The organism is Paenibacillus sp. WG02, from assembly GCF_055396115.1.
The window spans coordinates 6,768,686-6,794,068 of the sequence record NZ_AP036016.1 but is presented as its reverse complement, the minus strand read 5'-3'; the positions used below and the strand labels follow the sequence as shown (position 1 = coordinate 6,794,068).

Annotated in this window: 18 protein-coding genes and 1 pseudogene; all 19 read left to right on the top strand. The window is 46.8% G+C overall.

Features of this window, described 5'->3' with window-relative positions; genetic code table 11:
- The first annotated feature begins 158 nt into the window (after positions 1–158).
- The 19 genes and pseudogenes from ACBP55_RS30690 (at position 159) to ACBP55_RS30600 (ending at position 25,128) form a co-directional block, all read left to right on the top strand.
- A pseudogene (locus ACBP55_RS30690) lies at positions 159–1,544 on the top strand (family 4 glycosyl hydrolase).
- A gap of 13 nt (positions 1,545–1,557) precedes the next feature.
- Positions 1,558–1,797: an MATE family efflux transporter gene (locus ACBP55_RS30685; protein WP_464647074.1), complete on the top strand. Its 240-nt coding sequence runs from the start codon at positions 1,558–1,560 to the stop codon at positions 1,795–1,797.
- Between the two features lie 24 nt (positions 1,798–1,821).
- A complete protein-coding gene (locus ACBP55_RS30680; RefSeq protein WP_464647072.1) occupies positions 1,822–4,032 on the top strand; it encodes an alpha-galactosidase in 2,211 nt (736 codons plus the stop codon).
- Positions 4,033–4,036: 4 nt separating this feature from the next.
- Positions 4,037–4,408 carry a cupin domain-containing protein gene (locus ACBP55_RS30675; protein ID WP_464647070.1) on the top strand — a complete coding sequence of 124 codons (372 nt, stop codon included), beginning with the start codon at positions 4,037–4,039 and terminating at the stop codon, positions 4,406–4,408.
- A complete protein-coding gene (locus ACBP55_RS30670) occupies positions 4,405–6,183 on the top strand; it encodes a glycoside hydrolase family 36 protein (RefSeq protein ID WP_464647068.1) in 1,779 nt (592 codons plus the stop codon). Before ACBP55_RS30675 ends, ACBP55_RS30670 begins: the two co-directional genes overlap by 4 nt.
- 571 nt (positions 6,184–6,754) lie before the next feature.
- Entirely contained in the window at positions 6,755–7,954 is a 1,200-nt protein-coding gene (locus tag ACBP55_RS30665) for a glucuronate isomerase (protein ID WP_464647066.1), read from the top strand.
- Positions 7,955–8,075: 121 nt separating this feature from the next.
- A complete protein-coding gene (locus ACBP55_RS30660) occupies positions 8,076–9,032 on the top strand; it encodes an ABC transporter permease (protein ID WP_464647064.1) in 957 nt (318 codons plus the stop codon).
- 28 nt (positions 9,033–9,060) lie between these two features.
- Positions 9,061–9,930: a carbohydrate ABC transporter permease gene (locus tag ACBP55_RS30655; protein ID WP_464647062.1), complete on the top strand. Its 870-nt coding sequence runs from the start codon at positions 9,061–9,063 to the stop codon at positions 9,928–9,930.
- An 87-nt stretch (positions 9,931–10,017) separates the two neighbouring features.
- Positions 10,018–11,526 carry an extracellular solute-binding protein gene (locus ACBP55_RS30650; protein ID WP_464647060.1) on the top strand — a complete coding sequence of 503 codons (1,509 nt, stop codon included), beginning with the start codon at positions 10,018–10,020 and terminating at the stop codon, positions 11,524–11,526.
- Between the two features lie 383 nt (positions 11,527–11,909).
- On the top strand, positions 11,910–13,484 hold the full coding sequence (locus ACBP55_RS30645; RefSeq protein ID WP_464647058.1) for a type 2 periplasmic-binding domain-containing protein: 1,575 nt from the start codon (positions 11,910–11,912) through the stop codon (positions 13,482–13,484).
- A 167-nt stretch (positions 13,485–13,651) separates the two neighbouring features.
- On the top strand, positions 13,652–14,674 hold the full coding sequence (locus tag ACBP55_RS30640; protein ID WP_464647056.1) for a glycoside hydrolase family protein: 1,023 nt from the start codon (positions 13,652–13,654) through the stop codon (positions 14,672–14,674).
- Positions 14,675–14,697: 23 nt separating this feature from the next.
- Positions 14,698–15,660: a Gfo/Idh/MocA family protein gene (locus ACBP55_RS30635; RefSeq protein WP_464647054.1), complete on the top strand. Its 963-nt coding sequence runs from the start codon at positions 14,698–14,700 to the stop codon at positions 15,658–15,660.
- 18 nt (positions 15,661–15,678) lie between these two features.
- A complete protein-coding gene (locus ACBP55_RS30630; protein ID WP_464647052.1) occupies positions 15,679–17,799 on the top strand; it encodes a TIM-barrel domain-containing protein in 2,121 nt (706 codons plus the stop codon).
- 79 nt (positions 17,800–17,878) lie between these two features.
- A complete protein-coding gene (locus ACBP55_RS30625; protein WP_464647050.1) occupies positions 17,879–18,001 on the top strand; it encodes a hypothetical protein in 123 nt (40 codons plus the stop codon).
- Positions 17,989–18,900 (top strand): response regulator transcription factor, encoded by a 912-nt coding sequence (locus ACBP55_RS30620; protein WP_464647049.1) that lies wholly within the window; start codon positions 17,989–17,991, stop codon positions 18,898–18,900. Before ACBP55_RS30625 ends, ACBP55_RS30620 begins: the two co-directional genes overlap by 13 nt.
- On the top strand, positions 18,897–20,711 hold the full coding sequence (locus tag ACBP55_RS30615; protein WP_464647047.1) for a cache domain-containing sensor histidine kinase: 1,815 nt from the start codon (positions 18,897–18,899) through the stop codon (positions 20,709–20,711). Before ACBP55_RS30620 ends, ACBP55_RS30615 begins: the two co-directional genes overlap by 4 nt.
- A 33-nt stretch (positions 20,712–20,744) precedes the next feature.
- Positions 20,745–21,767, top strand: coding sequence for a glycoside hydrolase family 95 protein (locus ACBP55_RS30610; protein WP_464647045.1), 1,023 nt, complete (start codon positions 20,745–20,747; stop codon positions 21,765–21,767).
- Positions 21,736–23,034 carry a glycosyl hydrolase family 95 catalytic domain-containing protein gene (locus ACBP55_RS30605; RefSeq protein WP_464653460.1) on the top strand — a complete coding sequence of 433 codons (1,299 nt, stop codon included), beginning with the start codon at positions 21,736–21,738 and terminating at the stop codon, positions 23,032–23,034. The genes ACBP55_RS30610 and ACBP55_RS30605 overlap by 32 nt, the downstream gene beginning before the upstream one ends.
- Before the next feature lie 198 nt (positions 23,035–23,232).
- Positions 23,233–25,128 (top strand): PrkA family serine protein kinase, encoded by a 1,896-nt coding sequence (locus ACBP55_RS30600; protein ID WP_029196844.1) that lies wholly within the window; start codon positions 23,233–23,235, stop codon positions 25,126–25,128.
- Positions 25,129–25,383: the final 255 nt, after the last annotated feature.

Sequence of the window (25,383 nt, the reverse complement as noted above, 5' to 3'; positions counted from 1 at the left end):
ACCCCTGCCAACTAAAGCCTTTCCTTATATCTTCATCCTTCGTACTTAAAAGTGTAAAAAATCACAACCTGACTTAATTTTTGCCATCCCTCAATGTGGAATTGTTTTCTATACTGGTACGTATGCAAGACGCTTCCAGGACAAGAAGGAGGGGCAATATGAAATTTGCTAATGAGAAAGTCAGCGATATTCAAATCGCTTATATTGGTGGAGGCTCGATGTATTGGGCCAAAAATCTGATTGCCGATCTGGCGCTTGATGGTCAATTGTCGGGCACCATTCGTTTGTTCGATCTTGATTACGGCAAGGCCAAAAATAATGAAAAGCTGGGAAACTCGGTTTCCGATTATGCGGAGACGAAATCCAGATGGACTTACAAAGCGTATCCGACGCTCCAAGAGGCGCTTAGCGGATGCGATTTTGTGTTTATTTCAATCCTACCAGGTACGTTCAGGGAGATGGAATCCGATGTGCATGAACCGGAAAAATACGGCATTTATCAGGCCGTTGGCGATACGACTGGACCAGGGGGCCTTGTCAGAGCGCTGCGCACCATTCCCATGTATGTAGAAATTGCACAAGCGATTGAGCGCTTTTCACCGGATGCTTGGGTGTTCAATTACACGAATCCAATGACGCTTTGTACGCGGACGCTTTTTGAAGTATTTCCCAAAATTAAAGCGCTCGGCTGCTGCCATGAGATTTTCGGTGTGCAAGGACTTTTGATTCGTATGCTGCGCGATATGGAAGGGATTGAAGGTGTGCATCGCGATCAAGTGAAAGTGAATGTGCTGGGTATTAATCATTTTACTTGGATCGATCAAGCGACGTATCAAAACAGGGATTTACTTCCGATGTAGCGGAAGTTTGTTGATAAATACTTTGAATCCGGTTTTGAGCACAACAAAGATGCCTGGGTCACGAATACGTATACGGCGGCTAACCGCGTGAAGTTTGATTTGTTTAGACGTTATGGCGTTATTGCAGCGGCAGGTGATCGCCACTTGGCGGAATTCATGCCTCCTTGGTATTTGAAAGATCCAGAGACGGTTCGTTCCTGGAAATTCGGCTTAACGACGGTGCAGAGCCGGGTCGAAAAGCATGCAGCAACGGAGCTTTTTTACGGGAAGCTGCTACGTTCCGAGGAGAAATTGCCGCTCAAGGCATCAGGAGAAGAAGAGGTCAGACAGTTAAAAGGTCTAATCGGACTGGAACAGTTTGTAACCAATATTAACGTTCCCAACGTTGGACAAATGAAGGGAATTCCTCTGGGAGCCGTTGTAGAAACGAACGCGGTGTTCTCAGCGAACAGTTTGCGTCCGGTCTACGCCGGCGAGCTTCCGATGGAAGTTAATAATCTGGTTTTGCAGCATACGATGAATCAAGAGCTTATTTTGAAGGCTGCTCTTCAAAAGGACAAAGACTTAGCATTCAAGGCGTTTATCAACGACCCGCTTGTGACTATCGATATCCACGATGCTGAGGTATTGTTCGATCAGATGTTGCAAAATACGAAAGCGTATTTACCAGGATGGAACATCTGATGGAGGGCCGGCCATGAGTGCGGGGTTAGAATTATTCGGCGAATCCGCCTCCATGGATCCGCAGGATGATAAAGCCGTTCGCCGGATGACTTTCAAACTAGCAGGTCCATCTTTGATGGAAATGCTGCTAATGAATATGACCCAAATGGTGATGATGATCCTGGTTGGGCACCTTGGGGCCATTGCGGTGGCTGCAGTGGGCTTAACAAGCCAATCTTATTTATTACTGACTGTCAAGCATCTAAAGGTTTAATACGTAAAAAGGAGAAGCGGAATAATGGGGATTGTGTACGATTCGAATTCGCAAACTTTCCATCTTCAAGGGAAGTCATCGAGCTATATCATGCAGCTGATCAAATCCAAATATCTGGCTCACGTTCACTGGGGACGCCAAATCCGGGGAACGAATCCGGGAAGTTTGCTCGCAATAAGACGTCGCTGCTCATTCTCGCCGTCCACGGACCCAAATGATCTAACACTGTCTTTGGACACATTGCCTCAGGAATTTCCGGCATACGGAGGCAGTGATTTTCGTGTTCCGGCCTATCAGGTTCAGATGGAGGACGGGACGACGGTTAGCGAACTCGTCTATGAGTCCCATCGAATTTATGCGGGAAAAACATCGTTAGAGGGACTGCCGTCCACTTATACGGAGGATGACAGCGAAGCGGAGAGTATCGATATCGTGTTGGCCGATCCGATGATCGGGTTGAAGGCCGTTCTCACGTATACCGTATTTCGTGATTTGGATGCGATAACCCGGTCTGTTCGATTCGTAAATGTGGGTAATCAGTCGATCAAGCTGCTTCGAGCATTGAGCTTTGGTATCGATATATCCCACAGCGATTTCGATATGCTTCATTTATCAGGCACATGGGCGCGTGAACGTCATATCGAAAGACGCCCCATTCTTACAGGCGGGTCTGTGATTGAGAGCCGTCGTGGGTCTAGCAGCCATTCGCTCAACCCCTTTATGGCCCTGCTTTCCAAGCAAGCGGACGAAGACCAAGGTGAAGCCTATGGATTCAGTCTTGTCTACAGCGGCAGCTTTGTTGCTCAAGCGGAAGTGGATCCTTACGGGACAACTCGCGTTGTGATGGGGATCAACTCGTTTGATTTTTCATGGCTTTTGGAGCCTGGGCAAGCCTTCCAAACGCCGGAGGCAGTTCTCGTCTATTCCGCAGAAGGCATCGGCGAGATGTCGCGAACGTATCACAAGCTGTACCGCACACGGTTATGCCGTGGAAAGTTCCGTGATTGCCACAGGCCGATTCTCATCAACAACTGGGAAGCTACTTATTTCAATTTTAACGCGGATAAAATGGAAGGGCTTGCGCGAGTCGGCAAGGAGCTCGGTTTGGAGCTTCTAGTGCTGGACGACGGTTGGTTCGGCAAGCGTGATAATGATAAAAGCTCGCTCGGAGATTGGTTCGTTGATCGTAACAAGCTCCCGCTAGGCATGCCGGATTTGGTAAGCCGTGTGAAGCAGCAAGGGCTGGAGTTCGGTCTATGGTTTGAGCCTGAAATGGTATCCCCGGACAGTGAACTGTACCGAGCCCATCCCGACTGGTGTCTGCACGTGCCAGGCCGGCGCAGGACTGAAGCGAGGCAGCAGCTGATTCTCGATTATTCGCGTCAAGATGTAAGAGACTACATCGTTACGGTCATCACCGATATTCTTGCAAGCAGTCCAATCACTTATGTGAAATGGGATATGAACCGCAATATGACGGAAATCGGCTCCGCCCAGCTCCCGCCTGAGCGGCAGCGTGAAACGGCTCATCGCTATATGCTTGGGCTGTATGACGTTTTGGAGCGGATAACTTCCGCATTTCCGAATGTGTTGTTCGAAAGCTGCTCCGGCGGTGGCGGCCGATTCGATCCTGGGATGCTCTACTATATGCCGCAGACGTGGACGAGCGACAATACGGATGCGGTGGAACGGCTGAAAATTCAATATGGAACAAGTATTGTGTACCCGATCAGCACGATGGGCGCTCATGTTTCCGCAGTTCCTAACCATCAGGTGCATCGTACGACGCCGCTCGATATGCGGGGGAATGTGGCGATGTCGGGTAACTTCGGCTATGAGTTGGATTTAACTGCTTTCACAGAAGCGGAAAAGGAAGCCGTGAAAAAGCAAGTCGAGCTTTATAAACAATTGCGGCCACTGATCCAATTCGGTGAGTTTTACCGATTGATCAACCCCTTTGAACATGTTAGCGCTGCTTGGATGTTTGTTTCTGAGGACAAGAAGGAAGCATTAGTCGCTTTTTTCCAAGTGCTGTCGGAGCCGAATGCACCGCTCAGGAAGCTGCGATTAAAAGGGTTAGCAGCAGAGTGCAATTATTTCCTTTACGATGCGGAAGATCAGGGTGAGGATGCGGAGATTTTTGGTGGCGATGAGCTTATGCATGCAGGTCTAAATTTACCGATCTGGAAAGGCGATTTCCGAAGCCGCCTTTACCGCTTGAAAATGGAGGAGTGACAAGATGAAAAAGCTGCGTTTGAGCGATTTGCAGGATAAGAGGAACGGTCACATTTTGCAGGATGTTTTACCAGGTGCTTATTTATCTTCAGGCGGTCTTTCATTCGCGAAACGGGGAGAACGCAGCCACAGTAACAATGGTCCGGATGGAAGGGACTACCATGTCCACGAGGATTGTGAAGCGTTCCTTATTTTGCAGGGAACCGGAACGATGGAAGTTAACGGGGAGCATATTCCGGTGATAACCGGGGATATCATGATTGTTGAACCCGGCGAGGATCATCACCTCAATTCGAATGAGGACGACCCGATTGTCACCGTATGGTGTCATGCAGGCCCGAATCGTCATAAGAATCAGCAGGAGGACGCAGTATGAACAATATCATAAACACGGATACCCATGCCTTTACTTTATCGAGTGAAGATCATGGGTTCACCGTTACCCTGTTTACGAAAAAACTTCAGGAGGGAATCGATCTTCTCACGCTGCGATTGGAAGCGGTGGAGGCGCTGACGCCTCCTGTTTTTACGCTTCAATGGTCGCATCCCGCTTGTGATATTCAAGCCAGCTGGCATCCGGCCCAGGATCGGAATAAGAGCTTTAAGGCCGATTGGATGCGCACTTTACGTTCAAACGCGGCTGCATCGGCTCCTGTTTACGCCTTGTTTAATAGTCAGGGCCGTAATAGGCTGACATTTGCTTATTCGGATGCACTTAACACGGTGCACTATTCGGGAGGCATCAGTGAGGAAACGGTCGATTTCCATTGCCGCGTTCAATTGTTTACAGAAACGACGGCGCCTTTCACTTTTTATGAGGCAAAGCTTCTCGTAGACACGAGAGATATTCCTTATTATGAAAGCCTTCAGGGCGTTCAAAAGTGGTGGAGCGCCATGCCGGAATATCGTCCGGCGTTCGTTCCTGCGGGTGCCAAGGAACCGATGTATTCGACCTGGTACAGTATGCATCAGAATGTAAGAGACACACATATCGAAGAACAGTGTCGTTTGGCCAAGAAGTTGGGGATGGAAGCCGTCATTGTGGACGATGGCTGGCAGACGGAAGATAACCGCAGGGGGTATGCGTACTGTGGCGATTGGGAGACTTATGACGGCAAATTCCCCGATATGAAGCGGCATGTTGATGCAGTTCATGAGTTAGGCATGAAGTTTATCCTTTGGTACTCGGTACCTTTTATCGGTAAATACAGTAAGGTGTGGGATCGATTCAAAGATAAGATTCTGCGATTTAATGAAAATCATGGGGCAGCCGTGCTCGATCCGAGATACCCTGATGTCCGAGAGTATATCATAAATAAATATGAAGAAGCGGTAAAAGAATGGGGCTTGGACGGCTTCAAGCTTGATTTCATTGATACGTTCTACTCGCCTGAACTGCAGCTTCCATCAACGTTTGAAGGTAAGGATTATGAGTCCATACCGGCAGCCGTTGACCGTCTATTGACTGACTCCATAGGTAGATTGAGAGAATTGAATCCCGATATCATGATCGAGTTCCGCCAGATGTACATAGGTCCTGCGATGCGCAAATACGGCAATATGTTCCGTGCAGCCGATTGTCCGAATGACAGCATCCAGAATCGGGTGCGTACCTTGGATATTAGGCTTATTTGTGGTGATACGGCAGCTCATGCCGATATGATCATGTGGCACCCGGAGGAACCCGTGGAAAGCGCCGCCTTACAGTTGATTAACTGTCTATTTTCGGTGCCTCAGGTATCGGTCCTCTTGGATAAGCTGCCTTCCAACCATTTGAAGATGCTCGACTACTGGCTTTCCTTCTGGAAGGAGAACCGTGATTTGTTATTAGACGGTCGTATTGAGCCTTTGAATCCGGAGCTGTTGTATCCGATAGTCCGTGCAGTTAAAGAAGATAGAGGGATTGTTGCCGCTTATCATGAGCAAATAGTACCTATTGACGCAGGGACACCGGTATCACAGTGGATCGTTGTCAACGGCAGAAGGCAGGATGGACTCTATCTAGAGGTTACCGGTGAGGTTGGAACAGCGAAGGTGATTATTAAAAATTGCTGCGGAGACATCGTGGAGGAGCTGTCTGCCATGTTGACGCCAGGCATTCATAAGCTTGCGATTCCGGCCTCGGGCCTAGCAACCATCTTTATCCAATAGAACTTATGGTAAGCACACTGGGAGGATGATGATTACTCTCTTATTACTTTAAGTTTTTTTCAAATATTCATAGGTTAATTTACTTAAGGTGCACTATCCTCAATTAACGTGTGTACAGGCTCCACTCCAATCCACGCCTCCTTTTTTCACATAAGATATCTTGAAAAAGGAGGCTTCACCATTCGATGTAGTAACGGGAAATGTAAAGGCCCCGACTCTATCAAATTTAAAAACAAATTATCCAAAGAAGTCCAAGCCTTCCTGGATAAATTACCACCGCAAGGAACATGTGAGATTGCCTGTATTGCCGCAGGAGGTGCCTGTACGGCCGCTTGCTCGGTATTATTCCCACCTTGCATAATTGCCTGTGCAGTCGCACAAGCTGCATGTATAGCCCTTTGCTAGTTTAAAAATGCTAGAACCACCATGATGTTGGTGGTTTTTTTGTTTTGAATAAAGAGTATATGAGTGACATCATAAAAAATCACAACCCAGCGGAAGTTATCCCATGGAACAGATACAGCAACCATTGTACCATCAGGACATGGTTGTGATAGGAGGAGGAAAAGGAATGAATATGGAGATGAAGCACGGTAAGGAAGCATTTGAGGAGCACATCATGCAATTGCCTGTTTTGGATACGCACACCCACCTTGTGGGGAATCGTCTCTGTGCTAGCGGCTTCTGGGAGATTGCGCATTATTTCTGGCTGTTTCGCGAGCTGCAGGCAGCAGGCTATCCGGCGAATGCCATGGAACTCCCAGAGGATATACGAATCGCTGCCTTTTTGGAAGCGTACCATGGATCAAGAAACACGATGATGAATGTGGTGTTGACCCAGATTTTCAAAAATCTATATGGCATTGTGATCAGCGACGCTGCCTCGGTACTGAAAGCCGACGCTGCTGTCAAACAGACCGCGCAAAGCGCCACATGGGCGCAAGAGGTCGCGGACCGTATGAACGTGAGCAGGTTCGTTGTAAATATACCCGAGTATGCGGAGTTCCAAGGCATGCGAGAAAATGCCATACTGATCCCGCGAATCGACGGGAAATTAGGCGGGTGGGTCAAAGAAGTTGAGTTGTCGCATAACCCGGCGGAGGCATTCGCTCAAGCGCGTGAGAAATTGACTCAGCTATTGGACACATACAAGGAAGCCGGTTACGTGGGCATCATGACCACATTGCCGAGTTATGAAACCAGGGCGAACCGCAAGGTTGTGATCGGCCAAGGCAGCACGAAGGATGAGATACTAATGATGCTTCTGCACGAATTAGGCGCCGCTGCTGAGCAGAGGGGACTTCTCATTCAGTTGTTTCTAGGCGTGGAACGTTCCTGGTGTGGAACAGCCACCCCGGTCAATGACCCGGCTCGTATCTTAAAGCTGTCTGCTTTGTTTGAAGCTTATGCCTGTACCTTCGAGCTTGTGGTGGCCTCGGAGCTTAACAATCTGGATATTGTGCAAGCGGCATGGAATTTTCCGAATGTTCATGTGGGCGGACATTGGTGGTTTAACTTTCGGGCAAGTACTTACCGAGACAGCATGCAATACCGGTTAGAAGCGCTTCCAGCGATCAAAAGCTCGCTCATTGTATCCGATGCCCGCTGTATGGAGTGGAGCTACGGCAAGATTTTACTTGTCAAACGGATTGTGAGCGATTTCCTGTGGGGGCAGGTCGAAGCAGGCTGGATCGATCATGACACGGCCTTATTTGTTGCGGAGAATTGGCTGTACGGAAGTGCAGCGAAGCGCTATGGCATCACTCGTTGATTCTGATTTTTCAATCGTAAAAAAACACAATCCTCTATAAGTTTCACCATCGCTACCCCCGGACAACCCTAGTAAGATGAAGAAGTCAAATTGATGCAGCATGCAAGAAGGGGAGGACAACATGGCCAGTAAAATTCAGCCATCCGATCGAACGGTTTACGATTTCTCATCGCAGAGTCAGAAATGGGCTTTTATACGAAAACATTGGCCGATTTATGTGATCTCATTACCGGGAATTATTTATTTCTTACTTTTTAAATATATCCCGTTATTTGGATCCGTCATTGCGTTTCAAAACTACAACATTTTCAAAGGAATTAAAGGAAGCAAATGGGTAGGCTTAGAAAATTTCCAACGCATGTTCACGTATACAGATTTCCTTCAGATATTGAAAAATACGATATTAATCGGTATTTACGATATGTTCTTCGCTTTTCCGATACCGATCATTTTGGCTCTTCTCATCAATGAAGTGCGCGTTATGATGTATAAGCGAATTGTTCAAACCGTGGTTTATATGCCGCATTTCCTGTCGTGGGTCATCGTTGGCGGAGTTGTCGTAGGAGTTTTATCGCCTTCCACGGGAATCGTCAATCATTTGCTGTCCTTATTTGGTGTAGAACCTATTTATTTCTTAGGGGAAAATACATATATTCGGACCATTCTAATCAGTTCTGGGGTGTGGAAGGATAGCGGTTGGGGGACCATCATCTATTTAGCCGCAATTGCTGGCATCAATCCCGATCTGTATGAAGCTGCACAAATTGATGGAGCCAACCGGATTCGTCAAGTGTTTTCCATCACAATTCCAAGTATTTTACCTACGATTGTTATTTTATTTCTGCTTCATATTGGGAATTTTCTCGATTTCGGCTTCGAACGAGTCTTTGTTTTCCTTAACCCGCTTAACAATGAGAATGGGGAGATTATCGATACGTTTGTGTACCGGGCAGGTCTTGTTGATCGGCAATATAGCTACACGACCGCCATCGGGCTGTTCAAGTCGGTTGTGGGTCTTATGTTGATCATGATCAGTAATACGTTTAGTAAAAAGATGACCGGGGAAGGTTTGTACTGATACGGAAGGAGACCGGAGGTGAATCGCTATGATTATGACAAGAGGCCATAAAATTTTTAATGTATTCAATATCATTTTGTTAGGTTTGATCGGACTCAGCATGGTACTTCCTCTTATTCACATTATTGCACAGTCATTAAGTAATAACGTTGCTATTAATGCGGGTAAAGTTTCGTTGTGGCCTGTTGGCTTCACACTGGGCAGCTACAAACTTATTTTACAGGATCCAACGATATGGATTGGGTTTCGAAATAGTGTCATTATTACGGTTTTTGGAACCTTGATCAACCTGTTTATGACAACAACATTAGCTTATCCTTTATCCAGGCCTGAATATTTGTTCCGTAAATCCATTCTGGTGATGGTACTGTTTACCCTTATTTTCAGCGCACCATTAATTCCGAACTATTTATTAGTGAAACAGTTAGGGCTTCTTAATACGCTTTGGGCTTTAATGCTTCCTATGGCGATTAGCGCTTTTAATTTATTCGTTATGCGTTCATTCTTCCTGAACTTACCGACGGAGCTGCTGGATTCGGCAAGAATTGACGGGTGCGGCGAGTTTCGGATATTGTGGAATATTGTACTCCCTCTTTCTAAGCCTGCTATGGCTACGATGGGTATCATGTATGCCGTGGGTCATTGGAACCGTTATGCCGAGGCCGTGTTTTATATCGATCATCGCAATTGGATTCCGCTTCAGGTGCGGCTAAGAGAAATTGTATTTACAGATCAGATGGGGCAATCCGATGTATCTTCGGAATTAATGATGTTACTATCACCGGAAGGGATTAAGATGGCGGTCATTGTCGTGGCTACGATCCCGATCCTTTGTGTGTATCCGTTCCTGCAAAAGCACTTTATCCAAGGGATGATGGTGGGTTCAGTGAAATCCTGATATTTTCATTTGGAAAGAAGGGGTTCTTTTGAAAAAAGTTGCAAGTTTCGCGCTCGTCGCTGTATTGTCTGTTGGTACTTTAGCGGGTTGTTCAACGGGAAAAACCGATCAGTCACAAGCAACGCCGTCATCAGTCACAACAGCGGCAAAAAGGCACCGACCCAGTTTTCTATTTCATATCCGACCACGACGAACACTGGATACCACACGCGTGTTGACATTAACAATGACAAATGGGTAAAGAAATTGGAAGAGCTGACGAATACAGACCTTACACTTAGAGTAACTGAAGTAAGCAAGATGGGTGTTTTGTTCGCGAGCAATGACATTCCAGATGTGGTTGGCAGTTTGGGCACAGCAACAGACAAAGTGATGTCAGGTTCCGTAGAAGCTGGAATGTTCTTGCCACTGGATGACTTGCTGAAACAGAATGCCCCTAATTTAATGAAAACAGTACCAAAAGAAGCATGGGACGCCGTCTCCTATAATGGGAAAATTTATGGAATCCCCAACTGGTTAGAGAATCCTTCCAGACGAGCTACTTTTATTCGTACCGATCTGCTTGAAAAGGCAGGCTTACAGCCACCTAAAACAATTGATGAATTCCTGAACGTTCTCAGGAAGTTTAAGGCAATGGGCGTTAAATATCCCTACGGTGCGCGTGAAAATTTGAAATATGCCGATACTGTTCTGGGTGCATTTGATGTGCTGCCTTATAAAGAACAATTCGAGGTTGTAAATGGTCAAGTTGTGCCGAAGTTTTTTGATGTGGACAATATGACGAAAGCACTTAACGTGATCAAGACCATGTTTGATGAAGGTTTGATGGCCAAAGAGTTCGCGACGACAACTTCCACCGATTGGTTGAAAAATATCCGCTCCGGCGATGTTGGTATCTGGTCCTCTAACTTAGTCAGCTTGAATGACTTTCGGACGAACGTTCCGAATGCGGTGAAAGATGCGAAGATTGATGTTATCACTTCGCCGAAGGGACCGGATGGCAAAGGCGGTTATCTGATGTACCAACCAGTGATTGGTGCTCATTACATCAACAAAAACGTGAAGCCCGAAACGGCCGCAGAAATCGTTAAATATTTCGACTGGATGACGTCAGAGGAAGCATTCAAGTTCTTTACCTTCGGTATCGAAGGCGATACGTATACGGTCGTTGACGGTAAAGTGAAGTATAAAGAGCCGACCAACAAAGAAGAACAAGAAGAGCAGGATCACCGTGGAACGCTGCATTCCTCCCATGAAAGTACCGTTAACCGTCTGAAAATGCAAACGGATCCTAACGGACCCTACATTTTGAATGCATTTGACAATATTTTAGCCAAAGAAGGCTTATCGGGTATTGGCTTTTCTCCTAATCTGGAGGCCGATGCCAAGTACCCCGATGCCGCTTCCCCAGCTTCTGATGCTGCGCCGAAGATTATTATGGATCATATGATTAAAATGATTTACGGCAAGGAACCGATTTCCGACTGGCCGAAAGTCATTGAAGAATATAAAACCAAAGGCGGCAACGAGATCATTAAAGAAGCGACGGACCGCTACAACAATAAAAAAGGCGTGCTTTTTCTGGGTAAGAAATAGTGATAGCAAATTGATATGAAACTGCTCTGTGTGTGAGCAGTTTTTTGTTTTTTGGTGGGGTTTGCTTATGAGCCTCCCAATCTTAAGCCAAGGCCAAGGACAAGCCCGAGGCCAACCAGCCCCAAACCGTAAACCGCTCAACCGTCCATTTCGCATCGACTTTCCAAAAAAGACAAAATAGCGCCCTCGCATTCAACTTTATACTAAACACTCCAGTCACCATATACTTAGCGAAACGTAGAGTGCGCTAAAACGTTTATTTTTAATCGTATAAAATGACAGGGCGTCTTAAATTTATACATACAGGAAATGCCAGCTTTTCGTTATGATACATACAGAGTTGTGAAACCGCTTGCACATTGAATGGAAAGAAGGGGTGTTATATGAAAAAAACAATCAGTCTTACCCTGGCTGTCGTGTTGACGGCTTCATCTTTAACCGCATGTTCTTCGGATGGAAAGGTTGCTGTAAATGGTTCACCACAGCCATCAGGTAACGTGAAGAAAGCTCCAGTGAAATTCTCCATGCTCTATCCAACGACGGTCAGTACGGGATATCATACCCGGGTACCTGATTTGAACAAGGATAAATGGATATTGAAGCTGGAGGAGTTAACGAATACGGATGTGGACGTCAAGGTTGTGGAGGATGCCAAATTCGGCGTTATGTTCGCAAGTAACGATATTCCCGACGTTGTTGGCAGTATCGGCGGTCCTGGCAGTAAGTCGATGTCCGGTTCTGTTGAGAACGGTGTTTTCATGCCGCTGGACGAGCTTTTGAAGCAAAATGGGCCGAATTTGTTAAAAGTGGTGCCCAAAGCAGCTTGGGATAGTGTTTCGTATGAAGGGAAGATTTATGGCGTTCCTGAATTTTTGAGCAATCCATCCCGTCGTTCCACGTACATTCGTACGGATTTGCTGGAGAAGGCCGGGCTTCAACCTCCTAAAACCGTAGATGAATTTCTGAATGTGCTGCGGGCATTTAAGAAGATGGGTGTAGAGAATCCCTATCAAATGAGGGAAAACTTCAAGTATGCGGACATTATCCTAGGAGCTTACGATGTTTTGCCTTATAAGGATCAATTTGAGCTGGTAAATGGTCAAGTCATCCCGAAATTTTTCGATGTAGAAAATATGCAGAAAGCACTCACCACGTACAAAACGATGTATGACGAAGGTTTGATTCCAAAGGAATTCGCAACCATTACTTCGACTGATTTTACGAAAAGTATTGAGTCGGGCAAAGCGGGAATCTGGTCGCAAAATGCTTCCGGATTGCCAGGTTACCGCACGAAAGCTCAACAAGCTGTTCCAGGAGCAAAAATTGATATTATTGCTTCGCCAAAAGGTCCGGAAGGAAAAGGCGGGTACTTCTATTATGCACCTGTTATTCGTTCCTTTTTCATTAATAAAAATGTGAAGCAAGAAACAGCGGCGGGAATTATTAAAATGTTTGATTGGATGGTTACTCCAGAAGCTGAAACCTTCTTTACCTTCGGAATTGAAGGCGATACCTACACGAAGGACAGCAGCGGCAAAATTACGTATAAATTCCCGACGACCAAGGAAGAAACCGATGAAGAAGGGTTCCGCAGCGGAACGATGTGGGCGGTGCATGACTCCACTTACAATAAACCAAGACTGCTGCTGAATGAAGATGGAAAAGCGACCTTGAAAGCATTCGATGAAGTTCTGACGAAGGAAGGTCTGTCTGGTATCGGGTTTTACCCTGATTTGAGCAGCTTCGCAAAATTTCCGGATCTTGCAGCTCCTCAGCCTGACGTTGGCCCGAAAATCATTATCGATCACATGATCAAAATGATTTACGGCAAAGAGCCAATCTCCGATTGGCCGAAGGTGATCGAAGAGTATAAAGCGAAAGGCGGCAACGAGATTATTAAAGAAGCGACCGATCGCTGGAACAAGAAGCAAGGTGCGATTTTGATCGATACGAAATAAACGGTCTTTCAAACGAGGCATCCCTTACGCAGAGCATTCAGCGGAGGGATGTTTTTTCATAGGCTGAATCGTAAAAAAACACATGTTATCTTAAGTTTGTCCGTTCTACTAGAGTGAATAATCTCCTATAATGAAGGCAACAAAACGATGGAAAGGTGAGTGTCTGAATGGAAAGTATCGCAGAACGTATGCTGCCGGCGCCCCGCGAAGGCGGATTTCGAATGGAAGGTTATTGGGTATGGTGCGGTTCGGTTATTCGGGGAGAGGATGACCGCTATCATATGTTTGCTTCCCGTTGGCCCAAATCGCTGCCCATGCATCCTGGTTGGCTGGTTGCTTCGGAAATTGTGAGAGCGGTTTCGGATACTCCGGAAGGACCATATTCCTTTCAAGAGGTCGTTCTGCCGGCTAGAGGAGCCCAGTATTGGGACGGGCGCAGCACACATAATCCACATATCACCAAATTCGGAGATAAGTTTTTACTCTACTATATGGGTTCTACGCACCCGCTACCTGATGTGGTCGCCGGTGATGGATTCGGGTTGGAAGATCCGCGATGCATCGTAGCACGTTCTAATAAACGAGTGGGTCTCGCTATGGCAGACAGTGTTTTCGGACCTTGGGAAAGAAGCGAGAAACCGATACTCCCCGTGCGCCCAAACCGGTTCGACAGTTATTTGACCTCTAATCCGGCACCTTGCTTACAGGAAGACGGTTCCGTGCTGCTTGTCTACAAAGCTCGTCAATACGAGGGTAATGTTCATGGGAAAATGATGATCGGGGCAGCTGCAGCAGACAGCTATCAGGGACCCTATCGCGTATTAACAGAGGAGCCTATTTTTCCACCAGATCAATTTCATATCGAGGATCCTTTCATTTGGAAGACGCCGGAAGGGTATGAGCTGTTAGCCAAGGATATGGAGGGGACGCTTTGCGGGGAAAGGCATGGAGGCATTCATGCTGTTTCTCCAGATGGGTTGAATTGGCAATTGTCTAAGACGCCAAAAGCTTATTCACGTACGGTTCTTTGGGATGATGGAACGGAGCAGACGATGGGCAATCTTGAACGGCCATTTCTGTTATTTCATGACGGGAAACCGACTCACCTGTTCGCAGCAGTTGCCGACGGACCCGGGGGATTTCTGGGCGCAGTGAACACTTGGAATATGGTTATTCCATTGAAGGATTGAAGCTTAGGGAGGTTAATTTACATATGAAAGCTATACTGGTTGGTTTGGGATCTGCAGGGTTCAGTTGGTATAAACGTCTAAGAGATCAAGGATTATTAGCAGCCGTTGTTGAGGTGGATATGGCCATGAAGGAGAAAATGATGGATGATCCGTTCCCCTTCTATACCTCGTTAGATGAAGCTTTGCAAAACGAGCAGGCGGATTTTCTCGTCAATGTGACCTCGCCGATGATGCACACAGCTGTGAACCATGCGGCGTTTGACAGTAAGCTGGCTGTTTTGTGTGAAAAACCGATTTCCTTTGATTATGAGGAATCCATCGAGGTCGTAGCTCGAGCTGCACGGGAAAACATTCCTTTTATGATCGCAGAAAATTACCGCAGGATGCCTTATGTTCGTAAAATGAAACAGCTTTTGGACGAAGGTGCGATTGGCAGCATTTCTACTTTGGACATACAGTTCTACAGATACCACCATGTGCAGCGGAGATATACCGTTAGTATCCTGGATGACATTGGGGTACATCACTTTGATATGATCCGTTATTTTACCGGAAGAGAAGGGAAATCGGTCCAGGCCAAACTCTACAATCCAATTGGCGCCTGGGAAGAGGAAGGGGCTATTATCAATGCTTATGCCTTCCTTGAAATGGACAATGGTATCACAGCTGCCTACAATGCATCCATCGCAGCAAGAGGGACAGAAACACCGTGGAGCGGCAATTGGAGAATTGAAGGAACCAATGGGGCTATGGAAGTCATCGATAAGGAAATCCGCCTAATTCGTGACGGAGAGGTCTTACTCGTCGATGATCTTAGCGGAGTGGATGAAACGGATACACTGGCTGAATTTTTGGCGTCGCTTCAGGAGGGACGCGAAGCGGAAACAAGCGGCAGGGACTATTTGAAAACTCAAGCACTTGTTCATTACACGAAGCTGGCAAGCGAATCCGGTCAGACGAAGGCCATTAAGGTTCCAACTCTATAGGTGAATGGGGAAACTAATATGCAGATAACGAATTGGCAACAATCGGCACCTGGCGTATGGCGCCTTACGATCGGAGAACCGCAAGGAATTACACCGCTCTCCTTAATGGGCGTTTTGCCGAAAACCGAGGCTCTGCAACAAATGCCGCAGGTACAGCCGCCTTTTGCCTGGGAAAGTATTCAGCTTGAGGAAGCAAGTGGCTGTCTAATTCTATCTATTCCGCTTGATCGTACAGAAAAGTTGTATGGTACTGGCTTGCAATTATTAAGAATGAATCAACGGGGAAGAAACCGTTATTTGCGTGTGAACAGCGATCCCAAGCAGGATACGGGAGAGACGCATGCTCCTGTGCCTTTTTATGTAAGCGATCTCGGGTATGGCGTTTTGGTGGATACCTCACGGATTGTGACAATGTATTGCGGGTCAACGATAAGGCAGGAGGAAACGCAAAGCGAGGATATTCGTGATCGCAACACCGATAAGGAATGGAAAGCAACACTAGTTGCATCGCGGGTGGAGATCCGGCTTCCTGCTGAAGGTGCAGATGTGTATGTATTTGGCGGACCAACCCTTTCGGATGCGGTCGCTAGATATAATTTATTTTGCGGTGGCGGCCTACTTCCTCCGAAGTGGGGACTTGGCTTCTGGCACCGTGTTCCGACGCTGTATACGGATCAGCAAGTGCTTGAAGAAGCGGAGCAGTTCCGTAAGCATGATATTCCCTGTGATGTGATCGGACTCGAGCCCGGTTGGCACAGCCAAAGCTACCCAGTCAGTTATGAATGGGAAAAGAGCCGATTCCCTGAGCCCGAAAAATTCGTAAAAGATTTGGACCAAAGCGGTTTTCGAGTGAACCTGTGGGAGCATCCCTTTGTATCACCTAAGAGTGAGCTGTACGAAGAACTTAAGCCTTTTTCGGGGAGTCATTCGGTATGGGGTGGGCTTGCTCCGGATTATTCACTTCCTGCAGCAGTGGAGCTTTACAAGAAGCAGCATGAAGAGCAGCATATTAATATCGGAGTATCAGGGTACAAGCTGGATGAATGTGACGGTAGTGATTTGACCAACAATTCCTGGATGTTTCCAGGACATGCTCAGTTTCCGTCCGGTCTGGACGGTGAGCAAATGAGACAAATGTACGGGTTGATGTTCCAAAAAATGACAGCTGAACTGTTCCGCAGCAAAAATCGTAGAACGTACGGGCTTGTTAGAGCTTCGAATGCCGCAGCCTCAACGATGCCTTATGTTCTATATTCGGACCTCTATGATCACAAACAGTTTATTCGGGGTCTATGCAATTCCTCCTTCAGTGGGCTGTTATGGACGCCAGAGGTTCGCAGAGCCCGAAATGCTGAAGATTGGGTACGGCGGATGCAGACGGTATGCTTCTCGCCACTCGCCATGCTGAATGCATGGGGAGATGGAACGAAGCCATGGTCTTTCCCGGAAGTGGAAGGAACAGTCCGTCATTATATCAAGCTGCGGATGAGATTGCTGCCTTATTTATATACGGCTTTCGCCACCTACCGAGAGCAAGGTATTCCTCCTTTCCGGGCAATGCCTTTCGTTATGTCCGCATCAGAAATCGCGGAAGCCGAGGCGCTGTATGCCGAAGCAGCTGAGCAAACCTTGAATACGACAGATGCCGCTTACGGCAAGAAAAAAGTAAGAGAATGGGATGATCAATACATGTTCGGCGATGCATTGTTAGTAGCTCCACTGGTTGAAGGAGAGTCCGAGCGGGAGGTCCTGCTGCCATCCGGCATCTGGTATGGGTTAGAGACAGGGGAACGCTACACCGGCGGATGTATTATTCGCGTTCAAGCAGGTTTAGAGCGAATTCCGGTATTTGTTAGAAACGGGTCCGTCATTCCGATGATGCCTGCGTTGGCGCATGTCCCCCCTTTAGGCACGCGTGTTCCGCTTGAATTGGTTCATTTCGGTGATGGAATGGGTGAAGGCAATCTATACGACGATGACGGGGAATCGTTTGATTATGAACAAGGCAAGTTCGGCTGGTGGAAGGCAGCAGTCACGCAAAATGCAACTGGCGTCTACTCCGGGGAACTGATAGGGACTGACGGGGAACCGACATCCTTTAGCTCTGTCACGTGGCGTTTCGCACAAATTCGTTTGTGATTCCTTCCGTTGTAGAACCAATTTCCGTGAGTTATCATAATTGGAAAGCGATTCTGAGAAACATAGGGGAGGTCTGGACATGCATGTACTGATTGTAGACGATGAACCTGTCATTCGCAGAGGAATGGTCAAGATGGCAGAAATGTACGCACCTTCTTTCTCGAAAATACAGACGGGCTCGAGAACGGCGTGGCTGCTTTAGAGCGGATTCGCGCCTGTGAACCTGATCTTGTGTTGACGGATGTTCGCATGCCCAAAATGGACGGATTGGAGCTCTGCAGAATCATTCATGAGGAATTTCCGCAAATTAAAACCGTTGTGATATCCGGTTACAGTGACTTTGAATATGCCCAAAAAAGCATGAATTATGGTGTTCGTCACTATATGTTGAAACCGGTTACCAAATCGGATGTACATGGTATGCTGGATCAATTGATCAAAAAGCCATCACGCAGCTATATGCCGCCTTCTCGTTATATCGAGTGGATCGATCAAATGGAACAGCAGATATGGGCTTTGCAAATGGAGGAACTAAGCAGCTTAATCAGCCGCTGGCGGGAATACTGCCTATCTGCCAATTTATCGTTGGCCCAGCTCAAGGAGCTGTTAGATGATTGCAATGCGCTTCTTGTCAAACGCTTTCAAGCCCGCAGTTACTCCCCTTCCTCCGTGCAAGCTCACTTGCAAGCGGATAGTGTGAAGGAAGCCCTCGAAGCGTTCGAGAAGGGTTTGATTCACATGGCGAAAGGACTTCAAGACGTTCGAAGCGGGAGCTTCAAAGATCCCATGGAAGAGGCCAAATGCTTTATCGACAGCCGTTTGTCAGAAGACATTTCGCTGGATCAAGTCGCTGCGATGGTCGGTTTGACACCTACCTATTTCAGTTCGCTTTTTAAAAAAGTAACGCAAGAGACCTTTGTTCAGTACCGAATCAAAAAAAGGATGACCAAAGCGAAGGAAATGCTGGCTATCCCTTATGTTCGAATCGTGGATGTAGCCTCCGATGTCGGGTATGACGATTACCCTCATTTTACTAAAACATTCAAAAAAATTGTTGGCGTTTCGCCTTCTGAATATCGCGCAGGGCTCGGTATCAAATGAAAATTAGAGGTTTAACTAAAAAGTTATTCGTCTATTTTCTGATTGTCATCATTCTTTCTCTTAGCAGTGTCGGTATTTTCTCTTATATGACCTCTTCCGATGAGTTAGCGGAAATGGTTGAGAACCAAATGAATCAAATCGTCGGAAACGCGGTTCATCATACGGATCTGTATTTGAAAGACTATGAGCGCTCCATTGTCTCTATGTTGACGAACAGACAGGTGATGGAGTTTATTGACCTGAAGGCCAATCGAGAGGAATATGACTTTTATACCTATCGGAAAATGATTCTCGAAACGAGTGTCGATCCGTTATTTATTCGCAACCCTAAGTTAGCTTCCGTTTATTTGCTCAGCGATAAGCTGAATGCGGTCTATTACTATAATGGGGTGAACGAGCAATCCTTCAATGCGGAGGATAAACGGAAACAACGAGAGTACTTTCTCGCCAATACAGAGGCTGACGGCAAATTAAGTATTTTGAACCACACCATTATTGAAGGTCAAGAGAATCAAATGCTCACACTAGTCCGTCGTATCCGAGGCTTCACCTCGCCTGAATTGAATGGCTTGCTCGCCATTGAGATGAGATCCGCTGATTTGTCTGCCCTATGGAAAGGGATTGATTTAGGTAAATACGGGTACCTGTTTATCATTGATGATAAGGGGCGCTATGTGTATCACCCCGATGGAAGTAAAGTCGGATCAGATGTTCCCAATGAATTTGTGCAAAAGCTTCAAGAGGCTGGGAATAGATCCTTTATTGACAGCAATGAGGGGGATCAGCGCATGTATCTAAGCCGCACATCCGATTACTCGGGTTGGCAGTTTGTTGTCTCCATGCCGCTTCATGAGCTCCGTAAGCCGGTGGCTAACATTCGTTCAACAACGCTGGTAGTCGGATTATTTACACTGGTACTAGCGATCTTACTTGCTTATAGATTCGGTAAGTCGATTACCAAGCCGATTCAAGTACTTAAATCCGGGATGAGAGAGACGGAAAAAGGAAATTGGGCCACCATCCCACTCCCCTCTCACAGGGACGAAATTGTCGAACTCATGGTACGCTATAACGTGATGGTCAATCGGCTATCTGAAGCGGTTGATCGTGTGGTTCAAGTCGAATTAAGCAATTCAGAAATTCGGATGGAGCGGCAGAAGGCTGAGTTTCAATCTCTTCAGCTGCAAATCAATCCTCATTTTATGTACAACACACTGGAGACGATTATCTGCTATGCCACGATTCAGGATTCAGAGGAAATATCCGAAATCGTTAAGGCACTGGCGTACATGCTGCGGTACTCGGTCCAAACCAATCTGGAGGAAATAACGGTTGCGAACGAGTTGAAACACGTTTTGTATTATCTGGTCGTTCTAAGGCATAGAATTGGCCAGGAGTTCGAGATTGATGTTGCTATTAAGCCCGAATACTTGCTTCATGTCATGGTTCGGCTGACTCTTCAGCCTCTTGTCGAAAATGTGTTCCAGCACGCATTTCCGGAAGGATTGGAAGATTATCATTTCATCCGAATCGACGGAGGGGTTGAGGACGGAATCTTCTGGATCAGCGTAGAGGATAATGGTTCAGGGATGTCGGAGACACAGCTTGCGCAGCTACAAGAGAAGTTGAGTACGAACAGACTGGCAGATGCTGAAATTGATGAAGCGGGTAAAAAAGGCGGCATTGGCGTGCTGAACGTCCATCGCCGGATTCAAATGGTTTATGGGGAGAATTATGGACTTAGGATTGAAAGTGTGGCTGATCAGGGAACTAAAATGATCATGGTGATGCCCGCATCGCCTAAAACATGAAGAAAAACCAATTCCTATACAGGGGGCATAAACTTGAACAATCGCGAGAAATTGTGGTACCTTCAGCCTGCTAAGATGTGGGTAGAAGCGCTACCGATCGGCAACGGTCGACTAGGCGGGATGATTTTCGGTCATGTGCAAGAGGAAAGAATTCAGTTGAATGAAGATTCCATCTGGTACGGAGGTCCCAAGGATGGACTCAACCCTGATGGTTCTCGATATTTAGACGAAATCCGGGAGCTGCTTTTTGCCGGAAACGTTGCGGAGGCCACGCGATTAACACGAATGGCACTCTTTTCCACACCTAAATACTACAACCCTTATCAGCCTTTGGGAGACCTGAGGCTTTATTTTCATGATCAGAAAGGTGAGGTTGAAGCTTACAGGCGAGAACTGGATTTGAAGCATGCAATCGCTCGCACAACCTATAGGGTGGGCGGAGTCACCTACCGTCGTACGATGTACGCCAGCTGCCCTGATCAAGTGATCATGATTCAATTGGAATGCGATCAGCCAGGCCAGCTTAATTTCTCTGCGAATCTGAATCGCAGGCCGTTTGAGGGGGAAACGGGTGCTTTGTCGGCGGATAGTATATGGATGAGCGGTGATTGCGGGAAGCATGGTGTTGAATATGCCTGTGTGTTGAAAGCGAAATCCCAAGATGGTCATGTGTCCGTGATTGGCGACTTCCTGTCTGTGGAAGGGGCTAGCTCTGTAACATTAATACTTGCTGCAGCCAGCACATTTCGAGAGTCTGATCCATTAACAGCATGCCAGCTTCAAATTGAAGGCGCCGATCGGTTCCATGCTGATGAGATTGAACGCCGGCATATCGAAGATTATCAGGAATTGTATAATCGGGTGCGTTTGCGTTTGACGGTAAATGATCCATTCAATGATTTGCCGACGGATGAGCGTTTGAAGCTTATACAAGAGGATCAATCGCGTATGGATAGCGGTTTGGCTGAGCTTTACTTCGATTACGGCCGTTATTTGTTGATCGCCAGCTCCCGGCCAGGGATGTCTGCCCGCGAACCTTCAAGGCATTTGGAATGACAGCTTTACACCTCCGTGGGAGTCCAAATATACGATTAATATCAATACACAAATGAATTATTGGCCGGCTGAGGTTTGCGGATTATCGGAATGCCATGAACCGTTGTTCGACCATATCGAGCGGATGCAGGTCAGCGGTCGACAAACTGCGCGGGAGCTGTATGGCTGCTCGGGCTTTGTCGCTCATCACAACACGAACATATGGGGGGAGACACGGCCTGAAGGTTTATTTCCGACATGTGTGATATGGCCGATGGGAGCTGCGTGGCTAAGCCTTCATGTATGGGAGCATTTTGTGTTTACCGAAGATATGGATTTTTTACGGGATAGAGCTTACCCGATCTTGAAGGACGCTGCCGCATTTTTCCTTGATTATTTGGTGGAATCGCCAGATGGACAGCTTGTGACTGGACCTTCTGTGTCTCCAGAAAACCTCTATGTATTGGCAGATGGAACCAGAGGGGCACTAACCATGGGGCCTTCTATGGATACGCAGATCATCCGAGAATTGTTCGAGGCCTGTAAACAGAGCAGCCTCCTGCTGCAGGTAGATAATGAGCTCAGTGAACGGCTTTCCTCGCTGCTGGAGCGTTTGCCTAAGCCGCAGATTGGCAAACACGGACAGATCATGGAGTGGTTGAAGGACTATGAGGAGGATGATCCAGGTCATCGCCATATTTCACAGTTGTTTGCGCTGCATCCGGGAACCCAGATCACTCCTCATCGCACACCGGAATTAGCCAAAGCAGCTGCAGCCACACTGCAGCGCAGATTGGAAAATGGAGGAGGGCATACGGGTTGGAGCAGTGCATGGATCGTCAATATGTTTGCAAGACTGGAAGATGGCGAACAATCGTATGCGCATTTGAGCCACATGCTGCGCAAATCAACGTATCCCAATCTCTTCGATGCGCATCCTCCTTTTCAAATTGACGGGAATTTCGGTGCTGCGGCTGGTATTGTTGAGATGCTGCTGCAATCCCATGCTGATGAGCTGAGCTTACTTCCTGCGCTGCCGCCTGTCTGGTCTGAGGGAGAAGCGATCGGCTTGAGGGGGCGCGGAGGTTACGTCGTCGACCTGAAATGGACCGATGGGAAACTATCGGAAGCTATCATAAGCGCGGCGAAGGATGGCTTATGCAGAGTCCGTACACGCCATGCGGTTCTGGTCCGCTGCAAAGGAGAAGATATCGCCTTGGGCGGGGATAAATCGGTTGTAGAGTTTAGCGTTGAAGCGGGAAAAATGTATGAACTTTTTAGTAAATAATTATCTGTGATTCAGAAGGGCGAGCAGCTTATTCGTGACTGCTAATCCATAACGTTAACCAAAATTGTAATGTGAGAAATCCATTAGAGTTAAAAAATTTCGGGCAAGTTATCTTCCATGAGTGCATAGGATTGTAGTACACAATTCACCATCACGAGCTGACCTAGTTAAGAAAGGCAGCAGTGAAAGGAGGTACCCATGGACATATTCAAAAGAATTTCGGAGCATCGTACGGAGAAGGATTCATTGAGCTGGACCGGTACGTTCGCGGAGTACATAGAATTGCTTCGCAAAAATCCTGGACTCGCGAGAACAGCGCATTCAAGGGTCTATGATATGATTGCTTCGCAAGGAATCAATGACCAAGTCGGGCACAAATCCTACAAATTCTTCAACAAAGAGATTTTCGGCCTGGATCGAGCCATTGAGAAGCTGGTGGAAGAATATTTCCATTCTGCTGCCCGTCGATTGGATGTTCGGAAGCGGATATTACTGCTGATGGGTCCTGTAAGCGGTGGTAAATCAACCATTGTGACCATGCTGAAAAGAGGGCTGGAGCAATTTGCTAGAACTGACTTAGGGGCTGTCTATGCAATCAAAGGTTGTCCGATGCACGAGGAGCCACTTCATTTGATCCCTATGGAGCTGCGTCCTGAGATCGAGCGAGAACTGGGCGTAAAGATTGAAGGCAGCTTATGTCCTTCCTGCCAGATGCGTTTAAAGACCGAGTACAACGGCTGTATTGAAGATGTTCATGTTGAGCGTGTATTCGTTTCAGAAGAATCGCGTGTAGGTATCGGTACGTTCAGTCCATCCGATCCGAAATCACAGGATATTGCCGATTTGACGGGTAGTATCGACTTCTCTACCATCACGGAGTTTGGTTCCGAATCCGATCCGCGTGCCTATCGGTTCGACGGGGAGCTGAATAAGGCAAATCGGGGTATCATGGAATTCCAGGAAATGCTGAAATGCGACGAGAAATTCCTCTGGAATTTACTGTCTCTCACACAAGAGGGGAACTTTAAGGCAGGACGGTTTGCCCTCATTAGTGCTGATGAGCTGATCATTGCGCATACGAATGAAACCGAGTATAAATCATTCATTGCGAACAAGAAAAATGAGGCTCTGCAATCGAGGATGATTGTGATGCCAATTCCGTATAACCTGCGGGTTTCAGATGAAGAAAAAATTTACTACAAGCTCATCGGGCAGAGTGATATGTCCCATATTCATATTGCTCCGCATGCGCTCCGAGTTGCTGCGATTTTCTCCATTCTTACCCGCTTGAAAGAAACGAAAAAGCAAGGGATGGATTTAGTCAAGAAAATGCGCATGTATGATGGTGAAGTTGTGGAAGGTTACAAAGAAGCAGACCTCAAAGAAATGCAAAACGAATACCAAGAAGAAGGTATGAGCGGTATCGATCCGCGTTATGTCATTAACCGCATTTCAAGTGCATTGATTCGCCAAGATCTTCAGTGCATTAACGCGCTGGATGTCCTGCGGGCCCTGAAGGATGGTTTGGATCAGCATCCGTCGATTACGAAGGATGAGCGTGAACGGTTCCTCAATTTCATTTCCGTGGCGCGCAAGGAATACGATGATATTGCTAAGAAAGAAGTGCAGAAAGCGTTCGTCTACTCCTTCGAAGAGTCAGCCAAAACTATTTTCGATAACTATCTCGATAATATTGAAGCTTACTGTAATTGGGGGAAAATTAAGGATCCGCTAACCGGTGAGGAAATGGATCCAGATGAGCGGCTGATGCGCTCGATAGAAGAGCAAATCGGCATTTCTGAAAATGCGAAGAAAGCATTCCGAGAAGAAATACTGATCCGCATTTCATCCTATTCCCGGAAAGGCCGAAAATTCGATTACAGCAGCCACGAACGGCTGCGTGAAGCGATTGAGAAGAAGCTCTTCGCTGACTTGAAAGACATCGTGAAAATTACGACTTCCACGAAGACGCCGGATGAGAAGCAGTTGAAGAAAATTAATGATGTGACGAAGCAATTGATAGATGAGCACGGGTATTGCCCTGTATGTGCGAATGAGCTTCTGCGTTATGTAGGGAGCTTGCTGAACAGATAAAGGAATTGATTTAAGGCCATGGTAGCGATCCATGGCTTTTTTTTGCTTTTTTGAGTGTGTTACATATTTCTATTATTTTGCTACTTTAGAACTAATGGTGGTGGTCTTTCGTATCAGATTGTTACTCAGATGTTTACAAAAAAAGTTCTTTTTTAGGACTTAATGTAATCTTTATGCAATCTTTATGTAACTTAATGACGGTTTTTAAAGGTATATAATGGAAATTGTCGTATATTACTTACTATGAGTAGGTAA